Below are 23360 nucleotides of genomic sequence, written 5' to 3'. Positions count from 1 at the left end.
GCTATTAATCGTGCGCTGCGCAGATGCGCCGGCGGGCCCCTCGACGATGACAGTGAACCGCGTGCGAAGCGCGCTTGCGCTCGGGGGCGCCAAGGGGCCGCGCCGCTTGAGCCACTCGCGATACGACATCGGGCGCCCCGAAGGCCGGAAGGCTCGTTCGATCGCGACAACTATTCGGTGGACCGCATATCGGGCCAGGCGGAGAAACCGCAGGACCAACTGCGCAAGCCGCCTCATTCGAGAGCCCGCCGGCATCGCCCGTCGAAGTCCGGTCAGAATCGTGGTTTTCACCCGCTGCATCATCCCCTGAGTCGCTGTCGGCACGCGGCATGAGCCGCTCGACAACCGTATCGGAGCAGTCATCACGTCGCTTCCGCACGATGGCTGTGTCAAGATGACGCTCTCGAACCTCACCCAAAGGGAGCCGCGCGCATGCGCCTCGCGATGACGCTAATGGTGCGCGACGAAGTGGACGTCGTGGCCGCGATGTTGGAACACCACCGCGCCCAGGGCATTGATGTCTTCATCGTGACCGACAACGGATCAGTTGACGGCACGGTCGAGGCGATCGAACGTTTCGCCCAAACTGCGGAGGTCGACCTTCGACATGATCCGGTGCACCGCAAACAACAGTCCGCCACAGTCACGCGTATGGCGCGAGATGCCCATTCGCAACACGGCGCTGACTGGGTGATCAACGCCGACGCCGACGAGTTCTGGGTTCCCACTCGCGAGGCGAAGTTGCGAGAGCGCTTCGCGACGGTCCCACGCGAGATTGGAACATTTCAAGTACCCGTAGTCGATCTGACAGGTACGCCCGCTCTCAATGGAACAGGGTTCGACCGCCTCATTTGGCGAGACCTACGCCCACTTGAGCAGTTGCAACTCGCAGGCCTCCACGCTCACTCCACCCCTAACGCGGTCCACATAGGGGATCCCGAAATCGTGGTGTCGCAAGGAAACCATGAGGTGAGTCGACCAGCGGGCAAGCTTCCGCCGGAAGGGCCGGGGATTGAAGTGCTTCACCTTCCGTGGCGGTCGTGGAACCAGTTCGCCAAGAAGGTTGAGAACAGCGGCAAGGCGTATGAAGCGAACCCTGAGATGACTCCAAGCCCCAATCATCACGGGATGCGTGACTATCGGCGATGGTCAGAAGGAACACTACTCAGCACCTACGTCGCGCGCCATCCTTCCGCGGCAGAACTTGCTGCAGGTCGAGAGCTAGGCTGGTTTACGGAAGAAACCCGACTGTCCACGTCAGGATTGCCTGCAGTTCCCGATCAGCCGCTCGAGGACCACGAGAACCTGCTCCGGCAAGGGCGCGCTGTCATAGCTCGAGAATGGGAGAACACGCGACAACTCGAAGCCCTGAACGCCGAACTTAGAGAGTTTCACCGTAAGCTCTCGGAAGTTGAGAAAGCCCTCGACTCTTCAGAGGCAGAAGTGGCATCCCTGCGTGCACGGCGGTTGGTACGAATAGTCGATCATCTGCGTCATCGCAGCAGCCGGGTGTTCGCCTCCTCACCGAGGCCTGTCAAGCATCGCCCACAAGATCCAGGAGAGTGACACCCGCGTGACCGTGTCCCAGCGCTACGCCCGACTGCGAGACCTGCCCCTGGAATCCGTGGCAGGTCGCCGCCGGGGCGTGTTCGGGGGCTGGAAGTCGTTAGTTGAGATCTTCCGGCATCGCGAGATGCTTGGCCTCCTCGTTCGGCGTGACATCAAGGCGCGTTATAAGGACAGTGCTCTCGGTTTTGTCTGGACACTAATCCGGCCTCTTACGCAGCTGGCGATCTTTTGGCTCGTCATCGGACAGTTTTTGGGCGCCGAGCGAGGTATCCCCGACTTCGCGATCTACGTGTTTGCGGGCCTGACCGCCTACGGGCTTTTTTCTGAGATCGTTTCGTCAGGCACCGCGTCTGTTGTCGGGAATGCGGGTCTCATCAAGAAGGTCTACCTGCCGCGCGAAGTCTTTCCCATCGCGAGCGTAGGTTCCGCTCTCTTCAACTTCAGCATCCAATTCGCCATCCTGGTACTGGCGACCATCGTTCTTGGCGTCTTTCCGACGTTTCCAGACATTCTTTACCTCCTACCCAGCCTCGCCGTTCTTCTTCTGTTCGGAACAGCCCTGGGCATACTCATGTCGGCGGTAAACGTCTATCTCAGAGATATGCAATACCTCATCGAAGTGGTCTTGCTCATCGCGCTCTGGGCATCGCCGATCTTGTACGCCTGGGAGATGGCACGGGACTTTCTCGGAGAGGGTCTCCTGCTTGAGATCTACACGAATAACCCCGTCACCCTCGCGGCGCTCGGCTTCCAGCAAGCAATGTGGAATAGTGGGGACGGAGTTGTGGACTATCCGGCTGACCTACTCGAACGACTCGGCATCGCCGCTCTCGTCGGCCTCGTTGCGGTAATACTGGCGCAGCGCGTCTTTGCACGCCTCGAGAGCAACTTCGCACAGGAACTCTGATGACTGATACAGCCCACGCATCAGCCACTGCGCCCGGCGTTCCTCCTGAAGTCGTCGTGGTCAAGAACGTCTCCAAGCGTTTCGTTCTTCGCAAGGACAACTCGTTGAAAGAGCGCCTCGTCACGCTTGGCCGCCTCGGCCGGAAACACCGCGAAGAGTTTTGGGCGTTGAATGACATCAATCTGTCTATCAACGCGGGGACCACGATTGGCCTCATTGGGCATAACGGTTCGGGCAAGAGCACCCTGTTGAAGGTCATTGGCGGAATTATTGGTCCGTCATCTGGCACCGTCGCAACCCGGGGTCGCATCGCAGCACTACTCGAGCTCGGCGCTGGATTTCATCCCGACTTAACAGGTAGAGAGAATGTCTACCTCAACGCGTCCATTCTGGGAATGTCTCGGCGAGAGACGGACGAGAAATTCGATCAGATCCTGCTCTTCGCCGGCATTGGCGACTTCATTGACACCCAGGTCAAGTTTTACTCCTCTGGGATGTACGTGAGATTGGCGTTCGCCGTAGCCGTCCACACGGATCCCGACATTCTGCTCGTCGACGAAGTACTGGCTGTGGGAGACGAGGCATTCCAAAGGAAGTGCCTCGACACGATTCGACGTTTCCAGCAGGAAGGTCGCACCATCGTGCTCGTCACCCATAGTCTCGGCCAGGTTCAGGAGTTCTGCGACCGCGCGATCCTGCTGGAGCGCGGAAACGTCGCTTTCGACGGGCCACCCGAACAAGCGGTGCCTCGTTTCCGCGACCTGCTTGAGGAAAACCGCAAAGCAGAGGAGTCGGCCGTCGCCGTCGTGACAGGTGTGGAATCGACGGCCGCGCCGCACATCACCGCGGTTTGCGTAGGGACGCCTGGTTCGCCCGCCGCCCCCGGCGAAGAGGCGACGGTCGAATCCGGAGCCAATATCGACGTATCTGTCACGATTGCCGCGACAGAAGCTCTCTCGTCATGGATGCTCGGTATCCAAATCAACAACGTCCACGGTCAAGCGGTTTTCGGCGTCGGATCAGATCTTCTCAACACTGATCTGCCGGAATTGCTCGGAGAAGTCACCGTTACCACCACTCTCTCAAACCCAATGTTTGGGGAGGGCAAGTACTTTGTGGATGCATCGGTCATCGCCGCTGACGGCACTCACCTGGCCGACGTTACGCAGGCGGCGAGCTTCAATGTCGTGACACCACGCCGTTCTCGCGGAACCCTCTTCGCGGACGCCCGGATGACCGTCGAGACGGCGTAGTTGGTCCCGTCGGTGATCGCAACTCGAGCAGCCGACGAGGCCCTAGTTTCGATCGTCGTGCCCGCCTTCAACGCAGCACAGTACCTCGACGAATGTCTTGCAAGCGTCACCCCAGCCGCTTCAAAGGCGGGGCCATGGGAAATCGTCGTTGTGGACGATGGGTCGACGGACGCGACGGCCGACATTGCCGCAGCATGGGCATTGCGGGATGCTCGAGTGCGCCTGGTGCACCTTCGGAAGAACCGAGGGTTGAGCGTGGCCCGAAACCGGGGGCTCGGGCAGTGCCGGGGCCGCTTCGTGCACTTTCTTGATGCCGATGACCGGCTCGCGCCTGCCTTGCTCAGCGACGTGGTTGAGATGGCGAGTACCAAGAATCTCGACATTGCGCATTTCGACGCGGGGGTCTTCATCGACATGAGCGACGCGCCGGCCACAGCAGAGCAGTACGCCGCATATTATCGACGGCCGCCGACCTACTCCGAAGTCACCACGGGCACAGCTCTTGCGCTGGAACTGCTCGAGAACGACCACTGGCGCTCCTCGGCCTGTCTCCAGTTATTCAGCCGCTCATTCCTTCGCGCTCACCGCCTATCCTTCGCGCGCGGCCTGCTTCACGAGGACAATCTGTTCACCGCAGAGGCGAACGCCGTTGCGCGCCGCGTCGCACATGTTGCCGTGCCTGCGTACGAGCGCCGCATTAGAGCGGGTTCGATCACAACGTCGGCGGTAACTGAACGTCATGTTGCGAGCCTGCGCGCGATTGCCCGTCGGCTGTCACGGAGAGCACAGCGCGCGTCAGGCCAAGATCGAGAACTTTTTGACCGGCTTTCGGCTCGCCTGGCCAACGATGCCGAGCTCGCAAGTGCGCGCCTCGCGGCGTCACGAGCGAGTCGATAACAGGCTGACGCTATGACCGCGGCAGACGTGCCAAATACTGGCCGTAGCCGCTCTTGATCAGCGGTTTAGCGATGGCGTGCAACTGCTCGTCGTTGATCCATCTCGCTCGCCAGGCGATCTCTTCAATACAGCCAATCTTGAAGCCTTGACGGTCCTCAATGACCCGCACGTACTCCGAAGCCTGCATCATCGACTCGAAGGTGCCAGTGTCAAGCCACGCCGTGCCTCGATCAAGGACCTGAACTCGAAGTCGGCCTTCCTGGAGGTAACGATCGTTGATGCTTGAGATTTCGAGCTCTCCGCGAGCACTCGGTTCGATGGTCTTTGCGATCTCCACCACGGTGTTGTCATAGAAGTAAAGACCGGGAACCGCGTAGTTGCTCTTGGGTTCCGACGGCTTCTCCTCGATCGAGACGGCGCGACCCTCCTCGTCGAACTCCACGACGCCGTACGCACTCGGCTCAGCGACCTGGTAAGCGAAGATCAGGCCGCCATCAATGTGGGTGTTCTGCCGCAGCGAAGAGCCCAGCCCGGTTCCGTGGAAAATGTTGTCGCCCAAGACCAGCGCGACACTGTCATCGCCGATGAACTCCTCGCCGATGATGAAGGCCTGTGCGAGACCATCAGGTGACGGTTGCACCGCATATTCGAGTCGGATGCCAAGATCGGACCCATCGCCGAGCAGAGCGCGGAACTGCTCGTTGTATTCGGGCGTCGTGATGATCAAGATCTCGCGAATGTCGGCCATCATCAGCGTCGACAGCGGGTAATAGATCATCGGCTTGTCGTAGATCGGCATTAACTGTTTTGAGATGCCCTTGGTGATCGGCCACAGGCGCGTGCCCGAGCCCCCCGCCAGAATGATGCCCTTCACGCGTCTCCCTTTCGCTTGTGACCTCAGTGGCCGCGTGCGCAACCCCCCGACTCTAGCAAGCAGGGCAATCACTAGACTCGTGCGGGGCCATCCGCCCGCAGGCAAGAAAGTGAGACAGGACACCGTGAAACTCATCGTCACCGGCGGAGCCGGCTTCATCGGCTCGAACTTCGTGCACCACGTGATCGAGCACACCGACCACCACGTGACGGTGCTCGACAAGCTCACCTACGCCGGCAACCTGGCGTCGCTCGACGGGCTGCCCGACGACCGCTTCACCTTCGTCAAGGGCGACATCGCCGACGCCGCGCTCGTCGACGAGCTGGTCGCGGGTGCCGACGCGGTCGTGCACTACGCCGCCGAGAGCCACAACGACAACTCGCTCGACGACCCGAAGCCGTTCCTCGACACGAACATCATCGGCACCTACACGCTGCTTGAGGCCGTCCGCCGCCACAGCGTCCGCTTCCACCACATCTCGACCGACGAGGTCTACGGCGACCTCGAACTCGACGACCCGAATCGCTTCACCGAGGCCACCCCCTACAACCCATCGAGCCCGTACTCGTCGACGAAGGCGGGCAGCGACCTGCTCGTGCGCGCTTGGGTGCGGTCGTTCGGCGTGCAGGCGACGATCTCGAACTGCTCGAACAACTACGGCCCGTACCAGCACGTCGAGAAGTTCATTCCCCGCCAGATCACGAACGTGCTGCGCGGCGAGCGGCCGAAACTGTACGGCGCGGGCCTCAACGTGCGCGACTGGATTCACGCCGACGACCACTCCTCGGCCGTGCTCACCATCCTCGATAAGGGCGCGATCGGCGAGACCTACCTGATCGGCGCCGACGGCGAGAAGAACAACAAAGACGTCGTCGAACTGATCCTCGAGCAGCTCGGTCAGCCGGCCGACGCCTACGACCACGTCAACGACCGCCCCGGCCACGACCTGCGCTACGCGATCGACTCGACGAAGCTGCGCACTGAGCTCGGCTGGCAGCCCCGCTACACCGACTTCACGGCAGGCCTCGCCGCCACCATCGACTGGTACCGCGACAACGAGGCGTGGTGGGCCCCGCAGAAGGACGCGACCGAGGCGCGCTACGCGGCGCAGGGCCAGTGACGCGCATCCTGATCGCGGGCGCGAGTGGGATGCTCGGCCGCGACCTGCAGACCGCGCTCGCAGGGCGCGCGGTCACCGCCGCAACCCGCGCTGAGCTCGACATCACCGACGCCGCGTCCGCCTCCGACGCCGTCGCGGGGCACGACGTGGTCGTGAACTGCGCGGCGTACACCGCGGTGGACGCCGCCGAGAGTGACGAAGAGGCGGCGCACCTCATCAACGCGACGGGCGCCGAAAACCTCGCGCGAGCATCCGCCCGCCACGGCGCACGCCTGATTCAGGTGTCGACCGACTACGTGTTCGCCGGCGACGCGACGAGCCCCTACGCCGAAGACGCGCGGCTCGCGCCCGTGTCGGCGTACGGCCGCACGAAGGCCGACGGCGAGCGCCTGGCCCGCGCCGCCCACCCCGACGGCACGATCATCGTGCGCACAGCGTGGCTGTACGGGCAGCACGGCCCGAACTTCGCCGCGACGATGCTGAAGCTCGCCGCCGACCGCGAGACCCTCACGGTGGTCGACGACCAACGCGGGCAACCCACTTGGACAGCCGACCTCGCCGCCCACCTCGTCGCCCTCATCGACTCGCCGGTCACGCACGGCGTGTTCCACGGCACGGCGTCGGGCGAGACGACCTGGTTCGGCTTCGCCCGGGCGATCTTCGAGAACGCCGGGCTCGACCCCGAGCGAGTGCAGCCGACCGACTCGTCGAGCTTCGTGCGGCCGGCACCCCGGCCCGCCTACTCGGTGCTGGGGCACGACGCGTGGGCCGCCGCGGGCCTGGCGACCCCGCGCGACTGGCGCACGGCGCTCGACGCGGCCTTCACGGCCGGCGCGGTGGCTACGCCCTAGTCGCCTGACCCGCCGTCGCCGGCTGCACGAGGTCGCGCACGACATCAATCAGCCCCCGGTTGTAGCGGCGGTATCGCCCGCCCACGGCGGCGGCAACGACCCTCGGCACCCGCGCGACGCGGCTGACCGGCAGGGTGGCGCGCCACCGCTCGTGCGCCAGCTTCCCCTGCAGCGCCTCACGCAGGCGCGCGTCGGCCACCTCGGGATGCGCGTCGGCGTACTCCGCGATGCTCGCGGCCCGCGCGATCAGGCGCGCGGCACGCTCATCACGCGCCTCCGTCAGCTTCCGTTTGCGACGCTCCCAGTCGACGGCGCTCGCCCCGATCTGGTTGCCCCCGTGTTGGCGATAGTCGAGCAGCGGCTCGGACACGAGGCGCACGCCACCCGAGAGCGCCGCCACCATGGCGAACCACTCGTCGTGAATCCACCCGTTCCCTACGGGCAGCGCCGCGCGGGCGAACGGCCCCCTGAGCACCGCGGTCGCGCCCGTGATGAGGTTGCGCCGCAGCAGGGCATCGAACGCGTGCCCGTTCGCGAGGGCGCGCCGCTCGGCCGCCCTCGCATCGAGCGTGTCGAGCAACAGCTGGCCCGTGGGCGTGCCCGCGGCATCGACGAGCCGGGCGTCCGAGTGCACGAGCAGCACCCCCGGGTCGTCGAAGGCGGGAAGCAGGCGCGCCAGCCGCTCCGCCGGCCACACGTCGTCCTGGTCGCTGAGCGCGACGAACTCCCCCGTCGTGCGGGCGATCGTGTCCGAGAAGTTCGCGGCTACCCCGAGCGGAGCGTCACGGCGCACGATCGTGAGTTCTGTCTCGATGCCGCGACCCCGCGCATCCGCCACCACCGATTCGATGACGGCGACGGTTCCGTCGCTCGAGGCGTCGTCTCCGACCACGATCTCGTCGACGGCGACGCTCTGATTCAGGATGCTCGCCACCTGTTCGGCAACAAATCGCTCGCCATTATGAGTGCACAGCGCCACCGACACCCGGCGTCGGTTGGCGGCGGCAGGGCTCATGGGCCCAGCCTAGAAGCTCTCACGGCGACGGAGCGATGGGCACATGCCGAGTAGCATGGCGGCACGATGGGAGCGGCGCAAAACGGGCAGGGGAACGCGGCGACGGTCGCCATCGTGACGGTCGCGTACCGCTCCGACGCGGTTCTGCCCGCGTTCCTCGACTCGATTGCCGGCTCCGTCAGCGAGCCCGTCAGCGTCGTGATCGTCGACAACGCTCCCGCCGTCGGCGACGCTCGTCGCCTCGCCGCTGGGGCGGGGGCCGACTATGTCGCCCTCGAGGCGAACCCTGGCTACGGCGGCGCCATCAACACGGCCGTGCGAACTCTGCCCGCATCGGTCGAATGGGTACTCGTCAGCAACCCCGACGTTGTGCTCGGCGCCGGAGCGGTCGATGCGCTTCTCGCCGCCGCTCGCGCGAACGAGCGCGTGGGCAGCGCCGGGCCGACCGTGCTCGGCGGGGACGGCGCGCTGTACCCCTCAGCACGCTCGGTGCCCTCTCTGCGCACGGGTGTCGGCCACGCCGTGTTCGGCCGTGTCTGGCCGTCCAACCCCTGGTCGGCGCGCTACCTCGGCACTCGCCGCGCGAGCGACGGCACGGCCGACGTGGGCTGGCTGTCGGGCTCGTGCGTGCTCGTTCGCCGCGCCGCCTTCGACGAGGTCGGCGGCTTCGACGAGGGCTACTTCATGTACTTCGAAGACGTCGACCTGGGCTTCCGGCTGGGCCGCGCGGGCTACGTCAACCGCTTCGTGCCCGACGCGGTGGTCACCCACACGGGCGCGCACTCCACCTCGGGTGACGAGTCGGCCCGCATGATTCAGGCGCATCACGACAGCGCGAAGAGATTTCTGGCGCAGAAGTACCCGGGGCGCGTTCTCGCCCCGATTCGCGGGATGCTCGGGATCGGCCTCGATATCCGCTCGGCTATCGCGCGGCGCGCCACCGCTCGTCGAGCGACGCGGTGAACGCGGTCGCCGCCTCGTAGCTCGGCAAGAGCCCGTTGCGCTCGGCCTCGGCGAGCGTCGGAGCGTCGGTGTCTTTCGGCGACAGGAGGATCTCGCCGATGTCGGTCGGGAACTCAAGCCCGACGGTCTCGTCGACCGGCGTGATGCCGTGTTCACGCGTGGGCGAGAACGTCTCGGTCACGAGGTAGGTGACGGTCGTGTTGTCCTCCAGGGCGACGAAGGCGTGGCCGAGGCCCTCGGCAATATAGAGGGCGCGCCGGTCGACGGTGTCGAGCCGCACGGCCTCCCACTCGCCGAACGTCGGCGAACCCACCCGAATGTCGATGACGTAGTCAAGAATCGCGCCAGACAGCACCTGCACGTACTTCGCCTGACTCGGCGGCACGTCCGCAAAGTGGATTCCCCGCACCACGCCCCGCTTCGACACCGAGCCGTTGCCCTGCTTCAGCTCGATCGGGTGGCCGACCGCCTCCGCCAGCGCGTCGAAGCGGTACCACTCCCAGAAAACGCCCCGGTCGTCGGGGAACTGGCGAGGGGTGACCTCGAAGGCACCGGCAATGGAGAGCTCGCGAATCTGCATGGTGACAAGCCTAGGGCGCGCCCATCGGGCCATCGCTATCCTTGTGCGGTGACCCCGAGCATCCTCTTCGCCGCATGATCGCGCTGCGCGTCGTCCTCGACGGCGTGAGCGCACCGGTGGTGACCGGGGTCGCGCTGCACGCCCTCGACCTCACCCGCTCGCTGATTGCGACCGCGCCACGCGGATGCGTCGTGCGCGGCTTCACGCCGTCGCTCCCCGACTCCGACTACGACGTCATCGCCGAGCGCCTGCCGGGCCTCGACCGGCTCGACAAGAGCGCGCTCGACCGGCGCCAGCTCGCGGCCGCGTGGCAGCACGGCTTCAGCCGGCTGCCGGGAACAGGGCCGGTGCACGCGCCCAGCCTGCTCGCGCCGCTCTACCGTCACGACCGGCTTGAGAACCCCGACGAGCAGACGATCGTGACGATTCACGACACGGCGGCGTGGTCGCACCCCGAGGTGCTCACGAGTCGCGGCGTCGCCTGGCACCGCGCGATGGTGCGGCGCGCGCACAAGTACGCTGACGCGGTCGTTGTGCCGACCCACGCCGTGGCCAACGAACTCGACGACATCCTGTCGTTCGGCGATCGCATCCGCGTCATCCCCGGTGCCGTGGGCGAAGCGTTCCACGTTCCGGCTGACGCTGACGACATCGCGTCACGCCTCACGCTGCCGAACGACTACATCGCCCTCGCCGGCGTGCTTGATACGCGCAGTGGCCTGCCCACGATCCTCGACGCGCTCGAGCTGCCGGGTGGCCCCGAGCTGCCGCTCGTCGTAATGACCGACTCAGGCTCCGCCGCCGCGCTCGCCGACGCCATCGGTGACGACGAGCGCCGTCGCGAGCGCGTGCGCGTGCGCGCCGGCTTGACGGCGGAAGAGCGTGCCGTCGTCTTGGGGCGAGCCACCGTGGCCATCGCGCCCCTGCTCGCCGACAGCTTCGTCACGGCGGCCCTCGAGGCGATGAGCCTCGGCACCCCGCTCGTGCACACCGACCAGGCGGCGCTGCGCGAAACGATCGGCGACAGCGGCATGCTCGTCGCCGTCGATTCGATCGCCCACCTTCCCGACGCGCTCGCTCACGCGCTCACCCGGCTCGTCGACGACGCCGACGCGCGCCGCGAACTGGGAGTTGTCGGCCAGGACCGAGCGCGCGCCTTCACCTGGCGCGACGCCGCGGAAAAGACCTGGCAGCTACACGCCGACCTCTAGGGTCACGGGGCCCGTCGCTCGGCAGCGCTATTCGTCGCTCGGCGGCGCCACCGCGGCCGCGACCATCTCGCGCACCATCCCGTAGTCGGGGTTCACGTTGTCGACGGTCGGCGGCACGAGCTCGACGTCGGTAATCGGCAGCTCACGCGACTTCACCGCAAGGTCGGCGAGAACCCCGATCATCGACTGCGGCAGGTCGGTGCGCACGGTCTGCGTACTGGCTTCGGCGATCGCCTCGAAGCGGGTGAAGACGGTCAGTGGGTCGAACTGCCGCAGCATCGCCTCTTGAATCTGCCGCTGGTGCGCCATGCGATCAAAGTCGGTGAGGTTGTAGCGGTTGCGGGCGTACCAGAGGGCGGTGCCGCCATCCATGCGCTGCTCACCGGCGACGATCTCGCCGACCACGGGGCCGCCGTTGATGCCAAGCTGCATGGGTTCGGCGTCGACGACGACACCCCCCATCGCATCGATGAGCGACTGGAACCCGCCGAGGTCGATCAATACGACGAACTGCACCTCGAGACCCGTGACCCCTTCGACAGCGTCGCGGGTGGCTTCGATGCCGGGAGTCGAGCCGGCGAGCTCGGCCTCGGGGTAAAGCTCGGGGCGCTCTTCGGCCCACGGGTAGATGTAGCTGATGAGACAGTCGTCGCCGCAGTCGTAGCCGTTCGGCCATTCGGATGCGAGCGGCGAGTCGGCGGGGAACGGTGCGTTGTACAAATTGCGGGGAATCCCGATCATCGTGACGGCGCCGCTGTCGGCGTCGATGCTCGCCAGCGTGATGGAGTCGGGGCGCAGGCCCAGGCGATCGGGCCCCGCGTCGCCGCCGAGCAACAGCACCGTGTACCGTCCGTCGATCGGAGCGACGTAGCCACCACCGGCGAAGACCGAGCCGAGCGTGTCGCGACCGACGCCCGTGAGGTAGGCCGCGTACGAGGTGCCGCCCACGCTGACGGCCAGGGTGACCGCGGTAAACGCCAAAAGGCCCGCGCGCGTGCGCCCGGGCGTCTTCACGAGTCGAACCAAGACGAGGGCGTTCAGGGTCGTCGAGAGCCACAGCACCGCGTAGAACAGCAGCGCGGCCTGCAGCAGCCACAGCACCCACACATTCGTGATGAGCGACAGCGCGAAGCCCCGGTTGAGGAAGAAGAGCACGGCGGCCAGCGCCATCGTCGCCCACAGAATGAGGGTGGCCCCCAGCGCGAAGCGCCCGAGCCGCCGGTTGCCGGCCAGAATCTGCGCCGAGCCGGGCAGCAAGACATTCAGCCCGACGAGCCACCAGCCGCGGCGAGACATCAGCTCCGGCTGGCGGGTGTCGGGGTGCCGAATCGGCGAGGTGAGGCTCACCGCTCGCGCCGGGCGGCCGTCGCCTTCAGAGCCGCGTTCTTGTCGGCGACCATCGCCTCGAGGGAGTGGGCAAAAGCATCCAATTTCTGGGCGATCGCCGGCTCGGACGACCCCAGGATGCGCGCGGCCAGAATTCCGGCATTGCGCGCGCCCCCGATCGACACCGTCGCGACGGGGATGCCGGCCGGCATCTGCACGATGCTGAGCAGCGAATCCATGCCGTCGAGGTACTTCAGCGGCACGGGCACGCCGATCACGGGAAGCGTCGTGACGGAGGCGATCATGCCGGGAAGGTGGGCGGCCCCGCCGGCGCCGGCGATGATCGCGCGAATGCCGCGGCTCGCCGCCTCGCGCCCGTAGGCGATCATGCGGTCGGGGGTGCGGTGGGCCGAGAGCACCTCGACCTCGCACTCGATGCCGAACTCGTCAAGCGCGGCAACGGCGTCGCCCATCACCGACCAGTCGGAGTCGGAGCCCATGACGACAGAGACGAGATGCTGAGGCACGCGGTTCAGGCTACCCGTCAGGCGTCGAAGTGGGCGGCGGCGGCGCGCGCGCGGTATGCGACGTCGTCAAGGTCGTCGCCGAACGCCGTCACGTGCCCGGCCTTGCGACCCGGGCGCGGCGACTTACCGTAGGCGTGCACCTTCGCGGCCGGCTGGTGCCCGAGCGCCTGCGCGATCTGGCCGTCGGTGAGGCCGCCGAAGACGTTGATCATGACCGCGTGCGGGGCGATCAGCTCGGTGTCGCCGAGTGGCCAGTCGAGCACGGCCCGCAGGTGCTGCTCGAACTGGCTGGTGACCGCCGCGTCGATCGAGAAGTGGCCGCTGTTGTGCGGGCGCATCGCGAGCTCATTCACCAGCACGTGGCCGTCGGGAGTTTCGAACATCTCGACCGCGAGCACGCCGGTCACGCCCAGGCCGTGCGCGATCGTCGTCGCGACCTCGGCGGCGCGACGCTCGACGGCGTCAGAGGCACGGGGGGCGGGCGCGACCACCTCGGCGCACACTCCCCCCTTCTGCACCGTCTCGACAAGCGGCCAGGCACGCAGCTCACCCGACGGTCGACGAGCGACCAGCTGCGCGAGCTCACGCCGAAAGTCAACGAGCTGCTCGGCGAGCACCGGCCCATCGGCGAGCCAGTCGTCCGCCGCGTCGGCGGCATCGACCACGCGCACGCCCTTGCCGTCGTAGCCGCCGCGCGGGGTCTTGACGACCGCGCGCCCGCCATTGTCGGCAAGAAACGCCGAGAGCTCCTCCCGCGTCGTCACGCGCGCCCACGCCGGCACGGGCACGCCCATGGCGCTCAGCCGCTCGCGCATGTGCAGCTTGTCTTGCGCGGCGAGCAAGGCGTCGGGGCCGGGCTGCACACTGACACCGTCGGCGACGAGGGTGCGCAGCACCTCCTGTGGCACGTGCTCGTGATCGAAGGTGATGACGTCGCAACCCGCCGCGAAGGCGCGCACCGTGTCGAGGTCGCGGTAGTCACCGACCTGCGTGGCAGCGAGCCGCGCCGACGAGCCCTCCTGCTCGGCGAGCACACGAATCTCGATGCCGAGCGCGACGGCCGGCGGCACCATCATGCGGGCGAGCTGGCCGCCCCCGATCACTCCGACGACGGGCATCAGATACTCCTTCGATCATGAATCTCATCCAGAGGTGGAATGGGGACCATTAGGAACGCCCCAACCCTCGATAGGTCCACCCCGCAGCGCGCCACTTGTCTGCATCGAGGCAGTTTCGACCGTCGATGACCACGCGGGCCGGTGTGAGTGGCGCGAGAGCCGCCGGGTCGAGATCCCGATATTCGGGCCACTCTGTCAGCACCAGCACCACTGATGCCGCATTGATCGCTTCTTCAACCGTCGGGGCAATAGTCACCGCGGGCGCCTTGCGTGCGGCACTGCGTTGCGCTTGAGGGTCAGTCGCCACGACGCGCACCCCTTCGCGCGCTAGGGCGACCGCGACATCCACCGCTGGGGAATCGCGCACGTCGTCAGAGTTCGGCTTGAAGGCGAGTCCCAGAACAGCGACCGTCGCGTCTCGTGAACCCTGATCATCCAGCGCAGCCAACGCGAGCTCGACGACACGCGCGCGTCGACGCTGATTGATCTGGTCAACGTGATCCAAGAACTCCAGGGCGTGCCCGACACCTAACTCGTCGGCACGCGCCTGAAATGCCCTGATGTCCTTCGGTAGGCAACCACCGCCGAAACCAACACCCGCGTTCAAAAACCGCCGGCCGATCCGAGTGTCGTGACCGATGGCGTCCGCGAGGGTGGTCACGTCGGCGCCGGTGACCTCGGCAATTTCTGCCATCGCGTTGATGAAAGAAATCTTGGTCGCGAGAAAGGCATTCGCGCTCACCTTAACGAGCTCGGCCGTCGCAAAGTCGGTGACGATGCGAGGAGTACCTGAGGCAAGAGTCGTTGAGTACACCCGATCGAGAAGCGCGACGGACGCGTCGTCGCCCGCCCTCACCCCGTACACCAGGCGGTCGGGGGTCAGGGTGTCTGCGACCGCAAAGCCCTCTCGCAAGAACTCAGGGTTCCAGGCGAGTGACGCACCCGCTGCCTCTACCTGCGGCGCAATCGCAGCGGCCGTACCGACGGGAACCGTCGACTTGCCAACAACGAGCGCTCCCGGACGAAGATGCGGCACCAGGGACGCGAACGCTGCGTCGACGAAGCGCATGTCGGCGGCAGCTCCGCCTTCTGCCTGCGGTGTGCCGACAGCGATGAAGTGCACCTCGGCGTCGGCCACCTCGCTGATGTCCGTGGTGAAGCGCAGTCGGTCAGAACGCGACTGCAGGAGGCCATCCACACCCGGCTCGAAAAAAGGCGCTCGACCACTGGTGAGTGCGGCAATCTTCTGCGCGTCGATATCCACGCCAACGACCGTGTGACCGAGCTCGGCCATGCCCGCCGCGTGCACCGCGCCCAGGTATCCGCATCCGATGACGGAAATCTTCACGCCACGAGCGTAGTGGTCGCCGCTACACCCGGTCGCGTCGAAAGCTGCCCGTGGCGGTCTCGGTGTTCTCGCGGCGGCGCTGCGCCGCGACCGACGACGTGGAGGTCTCCATCAGGTCGCTCAGCGCCGACTGCACGAGGCGCGCGCTCGGCACGTCGCGCAGCATGACCGGGCGGTCGAGCCCCGTGTTGATGAGCACGTCGCCGCTGCGGAAGATCACCTGCAGGCCCGCCTGGCGCACGGCCACGTCGTAGCCGCGGCTGTGCAGCAGCTCAGTGCGGTGCCGGGCGAGCAGGCCCCGCTGAATGATCATGCGCCGCGTGGTCAGGGTGTAGCGCGTATTCAGCCAGCGCACCATGGGCACGGCCCAGAACAGCAGCAGCAGGCCGACGGCCGCCGCCAGCACGGCGAACACCTGCCAGAGCTCGTCGACCGTGAAAGCCACCCACGAGGCGGCGCCCACAATGACGGGCACCAACAGGTTCGGCAGCAACACCCGGCGGGCGTGCGGATGCAGGCGCACGATGACCTGCTCGGGGGCGCGCTGCACTCCCGTCGTGTCCACCGGGCCCGTCATGTCCTTATTCATACCGCAGGTGCGTCACGTCTCCCGCCGCAATCGCCGTAAGAACTGAGTCACGATCACGCACGAGCAGCAGGCCAGCAGGGTCGAGCCCGACCGCCTCCCCGAGCAGGGGGGCGCGGCCGGGGCGGTCGACCTTCACGGCGCGGCCGCGGGTGTCGAGTGCGTCCTCAACCTCGGCCCGCAGCTCAGCAGGGTCGTCGAGCTCGCGCCACCGAGCAACGAGCGGCAGCCACTCGGCCAGCCACGCCGCCAGCGCGCGGTCGACGATGTCGGCGCGGCGCGCATCCGGAGCCCCCTCGATGAGCAGCGAGGTCGCCGTGGCGACCGGCAGCTGCTCGGTCGTCTGCGTCAGATTCAACCCGCTACCGACGACGACCCCGTGCGGCGTGAGCTCGGCGAGGATGCCGCTGAGTTTGCGCCCGCCGACCAGCACGTCGTTCGGCCACTTCAGGCCGGCGCTGGCGACACCGAGCGCCCGCGCCGCGCGCGTCATCGCGAGCCCCGCCACCAGCGGCAACCAGCCCAGGTGCGTGGGCGACGGCACCGGATGCGCGTCACCGGTCGCGATGAAGACGCTTACGGCGAGCGCCTGGCCGGGCCCCGTCGACCAGCTACGCCCGAGGCGCCCACGCCCACCCGTCTGGGTATCGGTGACGAGCAATTGCCCGTCGGCAAGCTCGGCGGCGCGGGCGACGAGCGAGGAATTCGTGCTGGGGATCGCGTCGACCCACTCGAGGCTCGGGGCAAGCGCGCGGGTAAGGGGGAGGTCGGCCATGCTCCCCAGGGTAGGCGCGCGCGGTCAGGCAGACTGGGGCGATGCCCGGGCTCGCCTTCCTCGCCCTCGTGTCGAGCCTGCTGCTCGGCATCAGCGACTACCTCGGCGGTGCCCTCTCGCGGCGCGCGCCGCTCATCGTGGTGCTTCTCGGCTCGCAGGTGGTGGCGGCACTCGCGATCGCCGCACGGCTACTGGTCGACCCGTTCCGGCCCGATCTCGCCGACGCCGTGTTCTGGGGGTCGATCGCCGGTGTCGCCCAAGCCATCGGCGTCGCCGCCCTGTTTCGGGGTCTCGCGATCGGCACGATGGGGGTCGTCGCGCCCGTGTCGGCACTGTCGGTGCTCGTGCCCGTGTCGGTGGGACTCGCCTCCGGCGACGCCGTCGGCCCCCTCCTCGGCGCGGGGCTCGCGCTCGCCGTGATCGGCAGCGTGCTCGCGACCGGGCCCGAGCTGGAGCGCCAGCGACCGCCCGCCGCGGGCGACTACGCGTACGTCGCCGACACCCGACGGCGGGGAGCCACCCTGTCGATCGTGCTCGCCCTGATCGCCGCGGCCGGCTTCGGCACCTCCCAAGTCGGCCTCGCTCGGGGAGCCGCCGCCGACCTCACGACGACCCTCATCATCTCGGCCGTCGTCGTGCTCGCCATCTACATCGTCGCGTTCTCCGCGTGGATCCACATCCGGCTGCGCACGGCCGCCGCGCAGCTGCACCGCGGCCGACCCGCCATGCCCGCGCTCGCCCCCACGCGCATCCGGCCCCGCGATTACGCCGCCATCGCGGCGATCGGGATGCTCGTCTACCTCGCGAACGCGGCCTACGGAACCGCCGCGCAATCGGGCGCGCTGAGCGTCGTCGCGGTGCTCGCCTCGCTCTACCCCGCGGTCGTGGCACTGCTCAGCTGGCGCCTGCTCGGCGAGCGGCTGCGGCCGGTGCAGCTCGCCGGCGTCGCGCTGACCCTCGCAGGGATCGCCGCCATCGCGGCGGGCGCGGCATAAGCCCACAGCGGGCGGCAGCGTTTTTGTGGGGAAGCGCCAACGGCACCCCGCCCAGTGCGGTGGATAGGCTGACACGGTGACCGACGAGACTCCTGCCCCCGACCTCACGACGACGGCTGGCAAGATCGCCGACCTCAAGCGCCGCTACCACGAGGCCGTGACCGCGGCCGGGGAAGCCGCCATCGAAAAGCAGCACGCCAAGGGCAAGCTCACCGCCCGCGAGCGCATCGACGCGCTGCTCGACCACGGCAGCTTCGTCGAGCTCGACGAGTTCGTACGCCACCGCACGCACGCCTTCGGCATGGAAGCCAAGCGCCCCTACGGTGACTCGGTCGTCACGGGCACCGGCACCATCCACGGCCGCCAGGTCGCGGTCTACAGCCAAGACTTCACGATCTTCGGCGGCTCGCTCGGCGAGGTGGCCGGCGAGAAGATCATCAAGGTGATGGAGCTCGCCATCAAGACCGGGGTGCCCATCATCGGCATCCTCGACTCGGGTGGGGCGCGCATCCAGGAGGGCGTCGTCGCCCTGGGTAAGTACGGCGAGATCTTCCGCCGCAACACGGCGGCCTCGGGCGTCATCCCGCAGATCTCGATCATCTGCGGCCCGGCGGCCGGCGGCGCCGTCTACTCCCCCGCTCTCACCGACTTCGTGATCATGGTCGACAAGACCAGCCAGATGTTCGTCACGGGCCCCGACGTCATCAAGACCGTCACCGGCGAAGACGTCGGCATGGAAGAGCTCGGCGGCGCCCTCACGCACAACCGCACCTCGGGCGTCAGCCACTACCTGGCCGACGACGAGCACGACGCCTTCGACTACGCCCGCGCCCTGCTCAGCTACCTACCCGACAACAACCTCGCAGAGCTGCCCCAGTACGAGTCGCACGCCGAACTCGAGATCACCGACGCCGACCGGCGCCTCAACCAGATGGTGCCCGACAGCCCCAACCAGCCGTACGACGTGCTCGACATCATCGACCACGTCGTCGACGAGGGCAGCTTTCTCGAGGTGCAGCCGCTGTTCGCCCCGAACATCGTCATCGGATTCGCCCGCGTCGAGGGCCGCAGCGTCGGCGTCATCGCCAACCAGCCGAACGCGATGGCGGGCACGCTCAACATCGACGCCGGCGAGAAGGCCGCCCGCTTCGTGCGCTTCTGCGACGCCTTCTCGATTCCGATCGTGACCCTCGTCGACGTGCCCGGGTATCTGCCCGGCACCGACCAAGAGTGGACGGGCGTCATTCGCCGCGGCGCCAAGCTGCTGTACGCCTACGCCGAGGCCACCGTTCCGCTCGTCACCGTCATCACGCGCAAGGCCTACGGCGGCGCCTACATCGTCATGGGCTCGAAGCAGCTCGGTGCCGACATGAACCTTGCCTGGCCGACCGCCGAGATCGCGGTCATGGGCGGCCAGGGTGCGGTCAACATCCTGTACCGCGACAAGATTCGGGCGGCTGAGGCCGCCGGCGAAGACGTCGCCGCCGTGCGCACGCGCCTCGCGAACGAGTACACCTACAACGTGGCGAGCCCCTTCCTCGCGGCCGAGCGCGGCGAGATCGACGGCATCATCGAGCCGGCGGCCACCCGCGCGGCGATCATCAAGGCCCTGCGCGCCCTCAAGGGCAAGCGCGCGAGCCTGCCGCCGAAGAAGCACGGGAACATCCCGCTGTGAGCGACGCCACAGTCGAGCAGAGCGGCGAGGATGCGCGGGGCGCGGGCATCGAGGACGGCGCGGCGCCGCTCTCCCTCCGCTTCGTCGCGGGCAACCCCAGCGATGAGGAGCTCGCCGCCATCCAGGTCGTGATCGCCGCGGTGGCCGCCGAGCGTGCGGCCCTCGGCGCCGAGCCCGTCGCGCCCCCGGTGAACTTCTGGGAGCGCAGTGCACGGGTCATGCGCGCTCCGCTGACGGCCGGCCCCGGGCAGTGGCGTGCGTCGGTGGGGCTGCGCCCCTAAACCCCCGGTACCGCCCGGAAACAACGGGATCCGCATAACAATGCTTCGGATTTCGTCGCGTTTCGTTGGGAGCGCGCACAGATTCGTGCCTGTGGAGAACTTTGTCCCCCGAAATCGACCGTTTTTCGGGAAATAAGCCCCCAAATGGGGGGGTTTTGTCCCCCAGTTGGGATCAGGATTGTCCCCCACATGTCCCCCCAAATGCCGACTTTCCACAGGCTGGGGTGGCGAGCACACTAGAGGTACTCGATGGAGCGGTATCCGCACATCGCCCGTCTCGACCGACAGGGTAAGAGGTCGACGATTGGGGGGCGAGTAAGAGACGCATTCGGGTTGCGTCACTCACTCGATAATGAGGGGCCGGAGATGGGTACTCCGGCCCCTCAATCTTTTCCCGGCGAGATGCCTAGGGCTTCGCGATCTCCAGCCAGAGATCGACCTCGTCGTCGTCACTCTCTTCGTCGTCGCTGCCGAGCTCACTCGAGCTCGCCTCGCCCGTCGGGGTGAGGCCCACAACGGTGATCGCCACGTCCGAGTCGGCCGGCGCCGTGCGCGCGATGATGCGTCGCGCCTGGGTGCCGGCGATCGCATCGGCCAGCCGATCGAGCGCCGGCTGCATGCGCGCCGCGTCGATGTCGTCGAGGCCGCCCTCGTCGAAAAGGGTGACGACGGCGCCACGGCGTCGAGCATCCAACACCGCCCAACGCACCCGATCGTTCAGAAGCGACCGGCCACGAATCTCATCGCGGATGCCCGCCTCAAGATACAAACACTCGGCACGTTCGGTCTCGGTGAGGGCACCGTTGCGCTCGGCGATGAGACTCAACATGGGAAGCGCCCGGTCGGTCGTGGTACCCAGCCGCACCTGACGCTCGGTGAGGTGCGCCTCCTGCGCGGCCTCCCAGTTCGTCGCCTCTCGTTCGGCCTCGGCGAACTGCAGGGCGTCGCGAGACGCCGACGCGAGCGCGCGCGACAGAATGTGCGAAATCGCGACCCACACGATGCTGCCGACCACGCCAATGCCCAGCACGGCGCCGAAGCCGCCCCAGACGATCGTGTGCACCACGAGGATTCCGATGCCCGCCCAAGCAAACATGTGACGGCGACGCGTCGAGGTGATCGTCATCAGCGTGCCAATGGCGGCGACGTACCAGGTGGCGTAGCCGAGGCCGCCCTCGCGCTCCAGGTCGAGCCAGGGGGCGATCAGCAGGGGCATGGCGGCGCACACCAGCACGTTGAGCCCCGCCAGCCACGTGGACATGCGTTCGGGCTGCCCGGGCGCCAGGCTCAACCCGGTTGCCGCGAGGTACAGGGCCATTGCCGCGATGATCGGCAGCGGGTTCGACGGCACATCGATCGTGTAGAGGCCGAGCACCACGTGGTAACCCGAGAAGACGCTCGCGAGCGCCACGATGAGTCCGCGGGGGACGCCGATTCTCATGCGGTGCCCCCGGCGGTATCGTCGGAGCTCTCATCGCGGTCGGCGTCAGCGGCCTCGTCTACGGCACCCGACCAGTGCAGCGTGACGACGGTGCCGCGACCGGGCGCACTCGCCACCTCGGCCGTGCCGCCGCCGCTGGCGGTGCGCTCCACGATGGAGCGCCGCACGCCGAGGCGCTCCTCCGGCACGCTCGCGAGGTCGAAGCCAGCACCGGCATCACCGACCACGATCTCGATGAGCCCCTCGGGCATCCCGGTCACGTGTAGCCAGCGGCGTACGCCGGGGCCTCCCGCGTGTTGAGCGCTGTTGACCATCGCTTGCATCGCGGCGGAGTAGAGCGACTCGGCCGTGCCTGCGGGAATGATGCGCGCATCCACCCCGCGGCGGCGCAGCGAAAAGGCGACCGGCATGCCGCGCGCTGCCGCGCCCAGGCGGTCGGCGAGCTGGCGGAAACGCACCGTCGACCCGTCGTCGGGCGTCACAAGCGCCGCGTCAGCGAGGTGCCGCATCGCGTCGGCGGCCATGCGGCCAGCGAGCGCCTGCTCGCGGTCACCGTGGGCGCGCGCGGCGGTCAAAAGCGTCGTCAACACGCTGTCGTGCACGATCGCGTCGACCTGCACGCGCTCGACCTCGGTTGCGTGCTGGCGCACCGCGCGTGAGTAGCGACTGAGAGCCGTCTGCTGGGCGGTGTCGACGTTGGACGCGGCAACCCGCAGCATCGTGACGATCACGAGCACCGCGGCGCCGAGGATGATCGCGTACACCGCGTTGAAGAAGCCGAGCTCGACGGGGCCCGTGCCGCCCTGCGGGAGCGCCCGAATCACGCCGTAGATGAGCGGCACAACGACGAGGTAGATCGTGGCGATGCGCGTGCGGAAGCCGATCGCCGCCGCCGCGGTCGCGACAGTCGTCAGCTGGTATAGCCAGTGGTCGCCCGACTGCACCTGCGCGGGGTCGGCGACGAACAACGGCCAGGTCACCAGGGCCGCGATGTAGATGAAGGCGACGACGCGGGCGGCCCCGACCACGAAGCGCTTCGCGAGCGCGCAGAGCAGCGAGAAGACGAGCGAGGCGTAGACGACGGGGATCGCGATCATCGCCCACATCGGCTCGGCGAACCCGTACTGCGCGAGCATCGCCGGAATCGCCTGGGCGCCGAACACGATGCCGAAGCCGGCCACAGCCCGCGACAGGATCGTGTCGACGCGGCGGCGGCTGAGCGGCGCGAGCGGCGCCTTCATCTCGGGCGGGGCGGCGGTCGGAGCGCGCGTGCTCGTCGCGTTTGTCGTGCCGCTGCTCGCCCGTGAGCCCGTAGACGGAACCGGGGGCGGCTCAGTCGGTGTCGTCGTCATCCGTGTCGAGCCCGGGCAGAATTCCGTCTTCGACGGCGCGGCGCAAAAGGTCAACCTTCGTCGGAGCGGGGCGCCCCACCTCGACGTACTTCTGACGGATGCGGTCGAGATACTCGCGGGCCGTCGCGTAGCCGATGCCCAGCTGCTGGGCGGCGAGCTTCAGCGGCAGCCCGCTCGCGTACAGGTGCAGAATCTCGCGCTCGCGGCGCCCGAGCTGGGCCTTCGCGAAGTCGCGGTCGGCGTCAATCGCGCTCGCCCACTCGAGGTTGTTGAGCACCTCGCCGCGAGCGACCGTCTCGGCGGCCTGAATCACGGTGCGCGTGCTCGACGCCTTGGGAATAACCCCGGCGGCACCGGCGGCCAGCGCCTCCCGAACGAGCGCGACACGGTCAGCGATCGAGTGCACGAGCACGGCCGAGCCGAGAGTCTGCACGTTCTTGACGTTCTCGGTCACGCTTGAGCCGTCGCCGAGGCTCAGGTCGAGCACGACCACGTCGACCTCGCGGCCCGCAAGCCCTTCGACGAGTTCGGGCACCGTCGCGGCCGCGAGCACGAAGTCGAAGCCCGCGTTCGTGAATGCCGCCTGCAGGCCGAGACGAACCGACTCGTGGTCGTCAACGACCGCGACTCGATGCTGCCTGCTCTCGGAACCCGCCACGCGTCACCCTGACTATCGAAACCCTGTCACCACGCGCG

Annotated in this window: 23 protein-coding genes; 11 read left to right on the top strand and 12 right to left on the bottom strand. The window is 67.6% G+C overall.

All coding sequences use genetic code 11. From position 1 onward, the window contains the following. The first annotated feature begins 432 nt into the window (after positions 1–432). From EV141_RS05510 to EV141_RS05495, 4 genes are read left to right on the top strand one after another with little or no spacing between them, the layout of a single operon-like run. Positions 433–1566, top strand: a complete 1134-nt coding sequence (locus EV141_RS05510; protein WP_241969095.1) for a glycosyltransferase family 2 protein — start codon at positions 433–435, stop codon at positions 1564–1566. A gap of 7 nt (positions 1567–1573) precedes the next feature. Then, the gene (locus EV141_RS05505; protein ID WP_241969093.1) at positions 1574–2476 is read left to right on the top strand and encodes an ABC transporter permease; all 903 of its coding nucleotides are present in this window, start codon (positions 1574–1576) and stop codon (positions 2474–2476) included. Further along, positions 2476–3729 (top strand): ABC transporter ATP-binding protein, encoded by a 1254-nt coding sequence (locus tag EV141_RS05500; protein WP_130484977.1) that lies wholly within the window; start codon positions 2476–2478, stop codon positions 3727–3729. The genes EV141_RS05505 and EV141_RS05500 overlap by 1 nt, the downstream gene beginning before the upstream one ends. Before the next feature lie 57 nt (positions 3730–3786). Continuing rightward, on the top strand, positions 3787–4626 hold the full coding sequence (locus EV141_RS05495) for a glycosyltransferase (RefSeq protein WP_157985513.1): 840 nt from the start codon (positions 3787–3789) through the stop codon (positions 4624–4626). 10 nt (positions 4627–4636) lie between these two features. Here EV141_RS05495 and rfbA read toward each other — a convergent pair whose 3' ends face one another. Further along, entirely contained in the window at positions 4637–5500 is an 864-nt protein-coding gene (gene rfbA, locus EV141_RS05490) for a glucose-1-phosphate thymidylyltransferase RfbA (RefSeq protein ID WP_130484975.1), read from the bottom strand. A 124-nt stretch (positions 5501–5624) separates the two neighbouring features. Here rfbA and rfbB point away from each other — a divergent pair, with 124 nt between their 5' ends. Beyond that, a complete protein-coding gene (rfbB, locus tag EV141_RS05485) occupies positions 5625–6620 on the top strand; it encodes a dTDP-glucose 4,6-dehydratase (RefSeq protein ID WP_241969091.1) in 996 nt (331 codons plus the stop codon). Next, on the top strand, positions 6617–7471 hold the full coding sequence (gene rfbD, locus EV141_RS05480; RefSeq protein ID WP_130484973.1) for a dTDP-4-dehydrorhamnose reductase: 855 nt from the start codon (positions 6617–6619) through the stop codon (positions 7469–7471). The genes rfbB and rfbD overlap by 4 nt, the downstream gene beginning before the upstream one ends. Here the strand turns inward: rfbD and EV141_RS05475 are convergent. Further along, entirely contained in the window at positions 7461–8486 is a 1026-nt protein-coding gene (locus EV141_RS05475; protein WP_130484972.1) for a glycosyltransferase family 2 protein, read from the bottom strand. The two genes, rfbD and EV141_RS05475, sit on opposite strands and share 11 nt — an antisense overlap. Positions 8487–8552: 66 nt before the next feature. Here EV141_RS05475 and EV141_RS05470 point away from each other — a divergent pair, with 66 nt between their 5' ends. Continuing rightward, the gene (locus EV141_RS05470) at positions 8553–9449 is read left to right on the top strand and encodes a glycosyltransferase family 2 protein (RefSeq protein ID WP_130484971.1); all 897 of its coding nucleotides are present in this window, start codon (positions 8553–8555) and stop codon (positions 9447–9449) included. Here EV141_RS05470 and EV141_RS05465 read toward each other — a convergent pair. Further along, positions 9409–10029 (bottom strand): dTDP-4-dehydrorhamnose 3,5-epimerase family protein, encoded by a 621-nt coding sequence (locus EV141_RS05465; RefSeq protein WP_130484970.1) that lies wholly within the window; start codon positions 10027–10029, stop codon positions 9409–9411. The two genes, EV141_RS05470 and EV141_RS05465, sit on opposite strands and share 41 nt — an antisense overlap. A gap of 74 nt (positions 10030–10103) precedes the next feature. Between EV141_RS05465 and EV141_RS05460 the strand changes: the two genes are divergently transcribed. Further along, positions 10104–11240: a glycosyltransferase gene (locus EV141_RS05460; RefSeq protein ID WP_130484969.1), complete on the top strand. Its 1137-nt coding sequence runs from the start codon at positions 10104–10106 to the stop codon at positions 11238–11240. A gap of 27 nt (positions 11241–11267) precedes the next feature. Here EV141_RS05460 and EV141_RS05455 read toward each other — a convergent pair whose 3' ends face one another. Genes EV141_RS05455 through EV141_RS05430 form a run of 6 tightly spaced genes read right to left on the bottom strand, consistent with a single transcriptional unit; the run spans position 11268 to position 16920 of the window. Then, positions 11268–12587, bottom strand: a complete 1320-nt coding sequence (locus EV141_RS05455; RefSeq protein WP_130484968.1) for an LCP family protein — start codon at positions 12585–12587, stop codon at positions 11268–11270. Further along, complete coding sequence (gene purE / locus EV141_RS05450; protein WP_130485327.1) at positions 12584–13066, bottom strand: 5-(carboxyamino)imidazole ribonucleotide mutase; 483 nt, start codon at positions 13064–13066, stop codon at positions 12584–12586. The genes EV141_RS05455 and purE overlap by 4 nt, the downstream gene beginning before the upstream one ends. A 44-nt stretch (positions 13067–13110) precedes the next feature. Further along, entirely contained in the window at positions 13111–14211 is a 1101-nt protein-coding gene (locus EV141_RS05445; RefSeq protein WP_130484967.1) for a 5-(carboxyamino)imidazole ribonucleotide synthase, read from the bottom strand. Positions 14212–14260: 49 nt separating this feature from the next. Next, positions 14261–15559 carry a UDP-glucose dehydrogenase family protein gene (locus tag EV141_RS05440; protein WP_130484966.1) on the bottom strand — a complete coding sequence of 433 codons (1299 nt, stop codon included), beginning with the start codon at positions 15557–15559 and terminating at the stop codon, positions 14261–14263. Positions 15560–15581: 22 nt separating this feature from the next. Beyond that, positions 15582–16136 (bottom strand): PH domain-containing protein, encoded by a 555-nt coding sequence (locus tag EV141_RS05435; RefSeq protein ID WP_157985512.1) that lies wholly within the window; start codon positions 16134–16136, stop codon positions 15582–15584. A gap of 4 nt (positions 16137–16140) precedes the next feature. Continuing rightward, positions 16141–16920, bottom strand: a complete 780-nt coding sequence (locus EV141_RS05430; protein WP_130484964.1) for a biotin--[acetyl-CoA-carboxylase] ligase — start codon at positions 16918–16920, stop codon at positions 16141–16143. Between the two features lie 41 nt (positions 16921–16961). Here EV141_RS05430 and EV141_RS05425 point away from each other — a divergent pair, with 41 nt between their 5' ends. From EV141_RS05425 to EV141_RS05415, 3 genes are all read left to right on the top strand, one after another. Next, entirely contained in the window at positions 16962–17915 is a 954-nt protein-coding gene (locus tag EV141_RS05425) for an EamA family transporter (RefSeq protein ID WP_130484963.1), read from the top strand. Between the two features lie 76 nt (positions 17916–17991). Further along, entirely contained in the window at positions 17992–19590 is a 1599-nt protein-coding gene (locus EV141_RS05420) for an acyl-CoA carboxylase subunit beta (RefSeq protein WP_130484962.1), read from the top strand. Continuing rightward, positions 19587–19871 carry an acyl-CoA carboxylase epsilon subunit gene (locus EV141_RS05415; protein WP_198675509.1) on the top strand — a complete coding sequence of 95 codons (285 nt, stop codon included), beginning with the start codon at positions 19587–19589 and terminating at the stop codon, positions 19869–19871. Before EV141_RS05420 ends, EV141_RS05415 begins: the two co-directional genes overlap by 4 nt. Positions 19872–20277: 406 nt before the next feature. Here the strand turns inward: EV141_RS05415 and EV141_RS05410 are convergent, their stop codons facing one another. From EV141_RS05410 to EV141_RS05400, 3 genes are read right to left on the bottom strand one after another with little or no spacing between them, the layout of a single operon-like run. Then, a complete protein-coding gene (locus EV141_RS05410) occupies positions 20278–21312 on the bottom strand; it encodes a hypothetical protein (protein WP_130484961.1) in 1035 nt (344 codons plus the stop codon). Further along, positions 21309–22664 carry a sensor histidine kinase gene (locus tag EV141_RS05405; RefSeq protein ID WP_130484960.1) on the bottom strand — a complete coding sequence of 452 codons (1356 nt, stop codon included), beginning with the start codon at positions 22662–22664 and terminating at the stop codon, positions 21309–21311. Before EV141_RS05405 ends, EV141_RS05410 begins: the two co-directional genes overlap by 4 nt. Then, positions 22645–23322 carry a response regulator transcription factor gene (locus EV141_RS05400; RefSeq protein WP_130484959.1) on the bottom strand — a complete coding sequence of 226 codons (678 nt, stop codon included), beginning with the start codon at positions 23320–23322 and terminating at the stop codon, positions 22645–22647. The genes EV141_RS05405 and EV141_RS05400 overlap by 20 nt, the downstream gene beginning before the upstream one ends. Positions 23323–23360: the final 38 nt, after the last annotated feature.

Source organism: Microcella putealis, from assembly GCF_004216575.1.
Lineage (GTDB): Bacteria > Actinomycetota > Actinomycetes > Actinomycetales > Microbacteriaceae > Microcella > Microcella putealis.
The sequence above is the reverse complement of the archived record's forward strand: the minus strand, read 5'-3'. Positions and strand labels throughout refer to the sequence as shown.

Bases quoted from the DNA above. Each gene is read 5' to 3' on its own strand.
- EV141_RS05465 (WP_130484970.1), bottom strand. From the start codon at position 10,029: ATGCAGATTCGCGAGCTCTCCATTGCCGGTGCCTTCGAGGTCACCCCT.
- EV141_RS05510 (WP_241969095.1), top strand. From the start codon at position 433: ATGCGCCTCGCGATGACGCTAATGGTGCGCGACGAAGTGGACGTCGTG.
- EV141_RS05470 (WP_130484971.1), top strand. From the start codon at position 8,553: ATGGGAGCGGCGCAAAACGGGCAGGGGAACGCGGCGACGGTCGCCATC.
- EV141_RS05500 (WP_130484977.1), top strand. From the start codon at position 2,476: ATGACTGATACAGCCCACGCATCAGCCACTGCGCCCGGCGTTCCTCCT.
- purE (WP_130485327.1), bottom strand. From the start codon at position 13,066: ATGGGCTCCGACTCCGACTGGTCGGTGATGGGCGACGCCGTTGCCGCG.
- EV141_RS05405 (WP_130484960.1), bottom strand. From the start codon at position 22,664: ATGACGACGACACCGACTGAGCCGCCCCCGGTTCCGTCTACGGGCTCA.
- EV141_RS05460 (WP_130484969.1), top strand. From the start codon at position 10,104: ATGATCGCGCTGCGCGTCGTCCTCGACGGCGTGAGCGCACCGGTGGTG.
- EV141_RS05435 (WP_157985512.1), bottom strand. From the start codon at position 16,136: ATGACGGGCCCGGTGGACACGACGGGAGTGCAGCGCGCCCCCGAGCAG.
- EV141_RS05410 (WP_130484961.1), bottom strand. From the start codon at position 21,312: ATGAGAATCGGCGTCCCCCGCGGACTCATCGTGGCGCTCGCGAGCGTC.
- EV141_RS05430 (WP_130484964.1), bottom strand. From the start codon at position 16,920: ATGGCCGACCTCCCCCTTACCCGCGCGCTTGCCCCGAGCCTCGAGTGG.
- EV141_RS05425 (WP_130484963.1), top strand. From the start codon at position 16,962: ATGCCCGGGCTCGCCTTCCTCGCCCTCGTGTCGAGCCTGCTGCTCGGC.
- EV141_RS05445 (WP_130484967.1), bottom strand. From the start codon at position 14,211: ATGCCCGTCGTCGGAGTGATCGGGGGCGGCCAGCTCGCCCGCATGATG.
- EV141_RS05475 (WP_130484972.1), bottom strand. From the start codon at position 8,486: ATGAGCCCTGCCGCCGCCAACCGACGCCGGGTGTCGGTGGCGCTGTGC.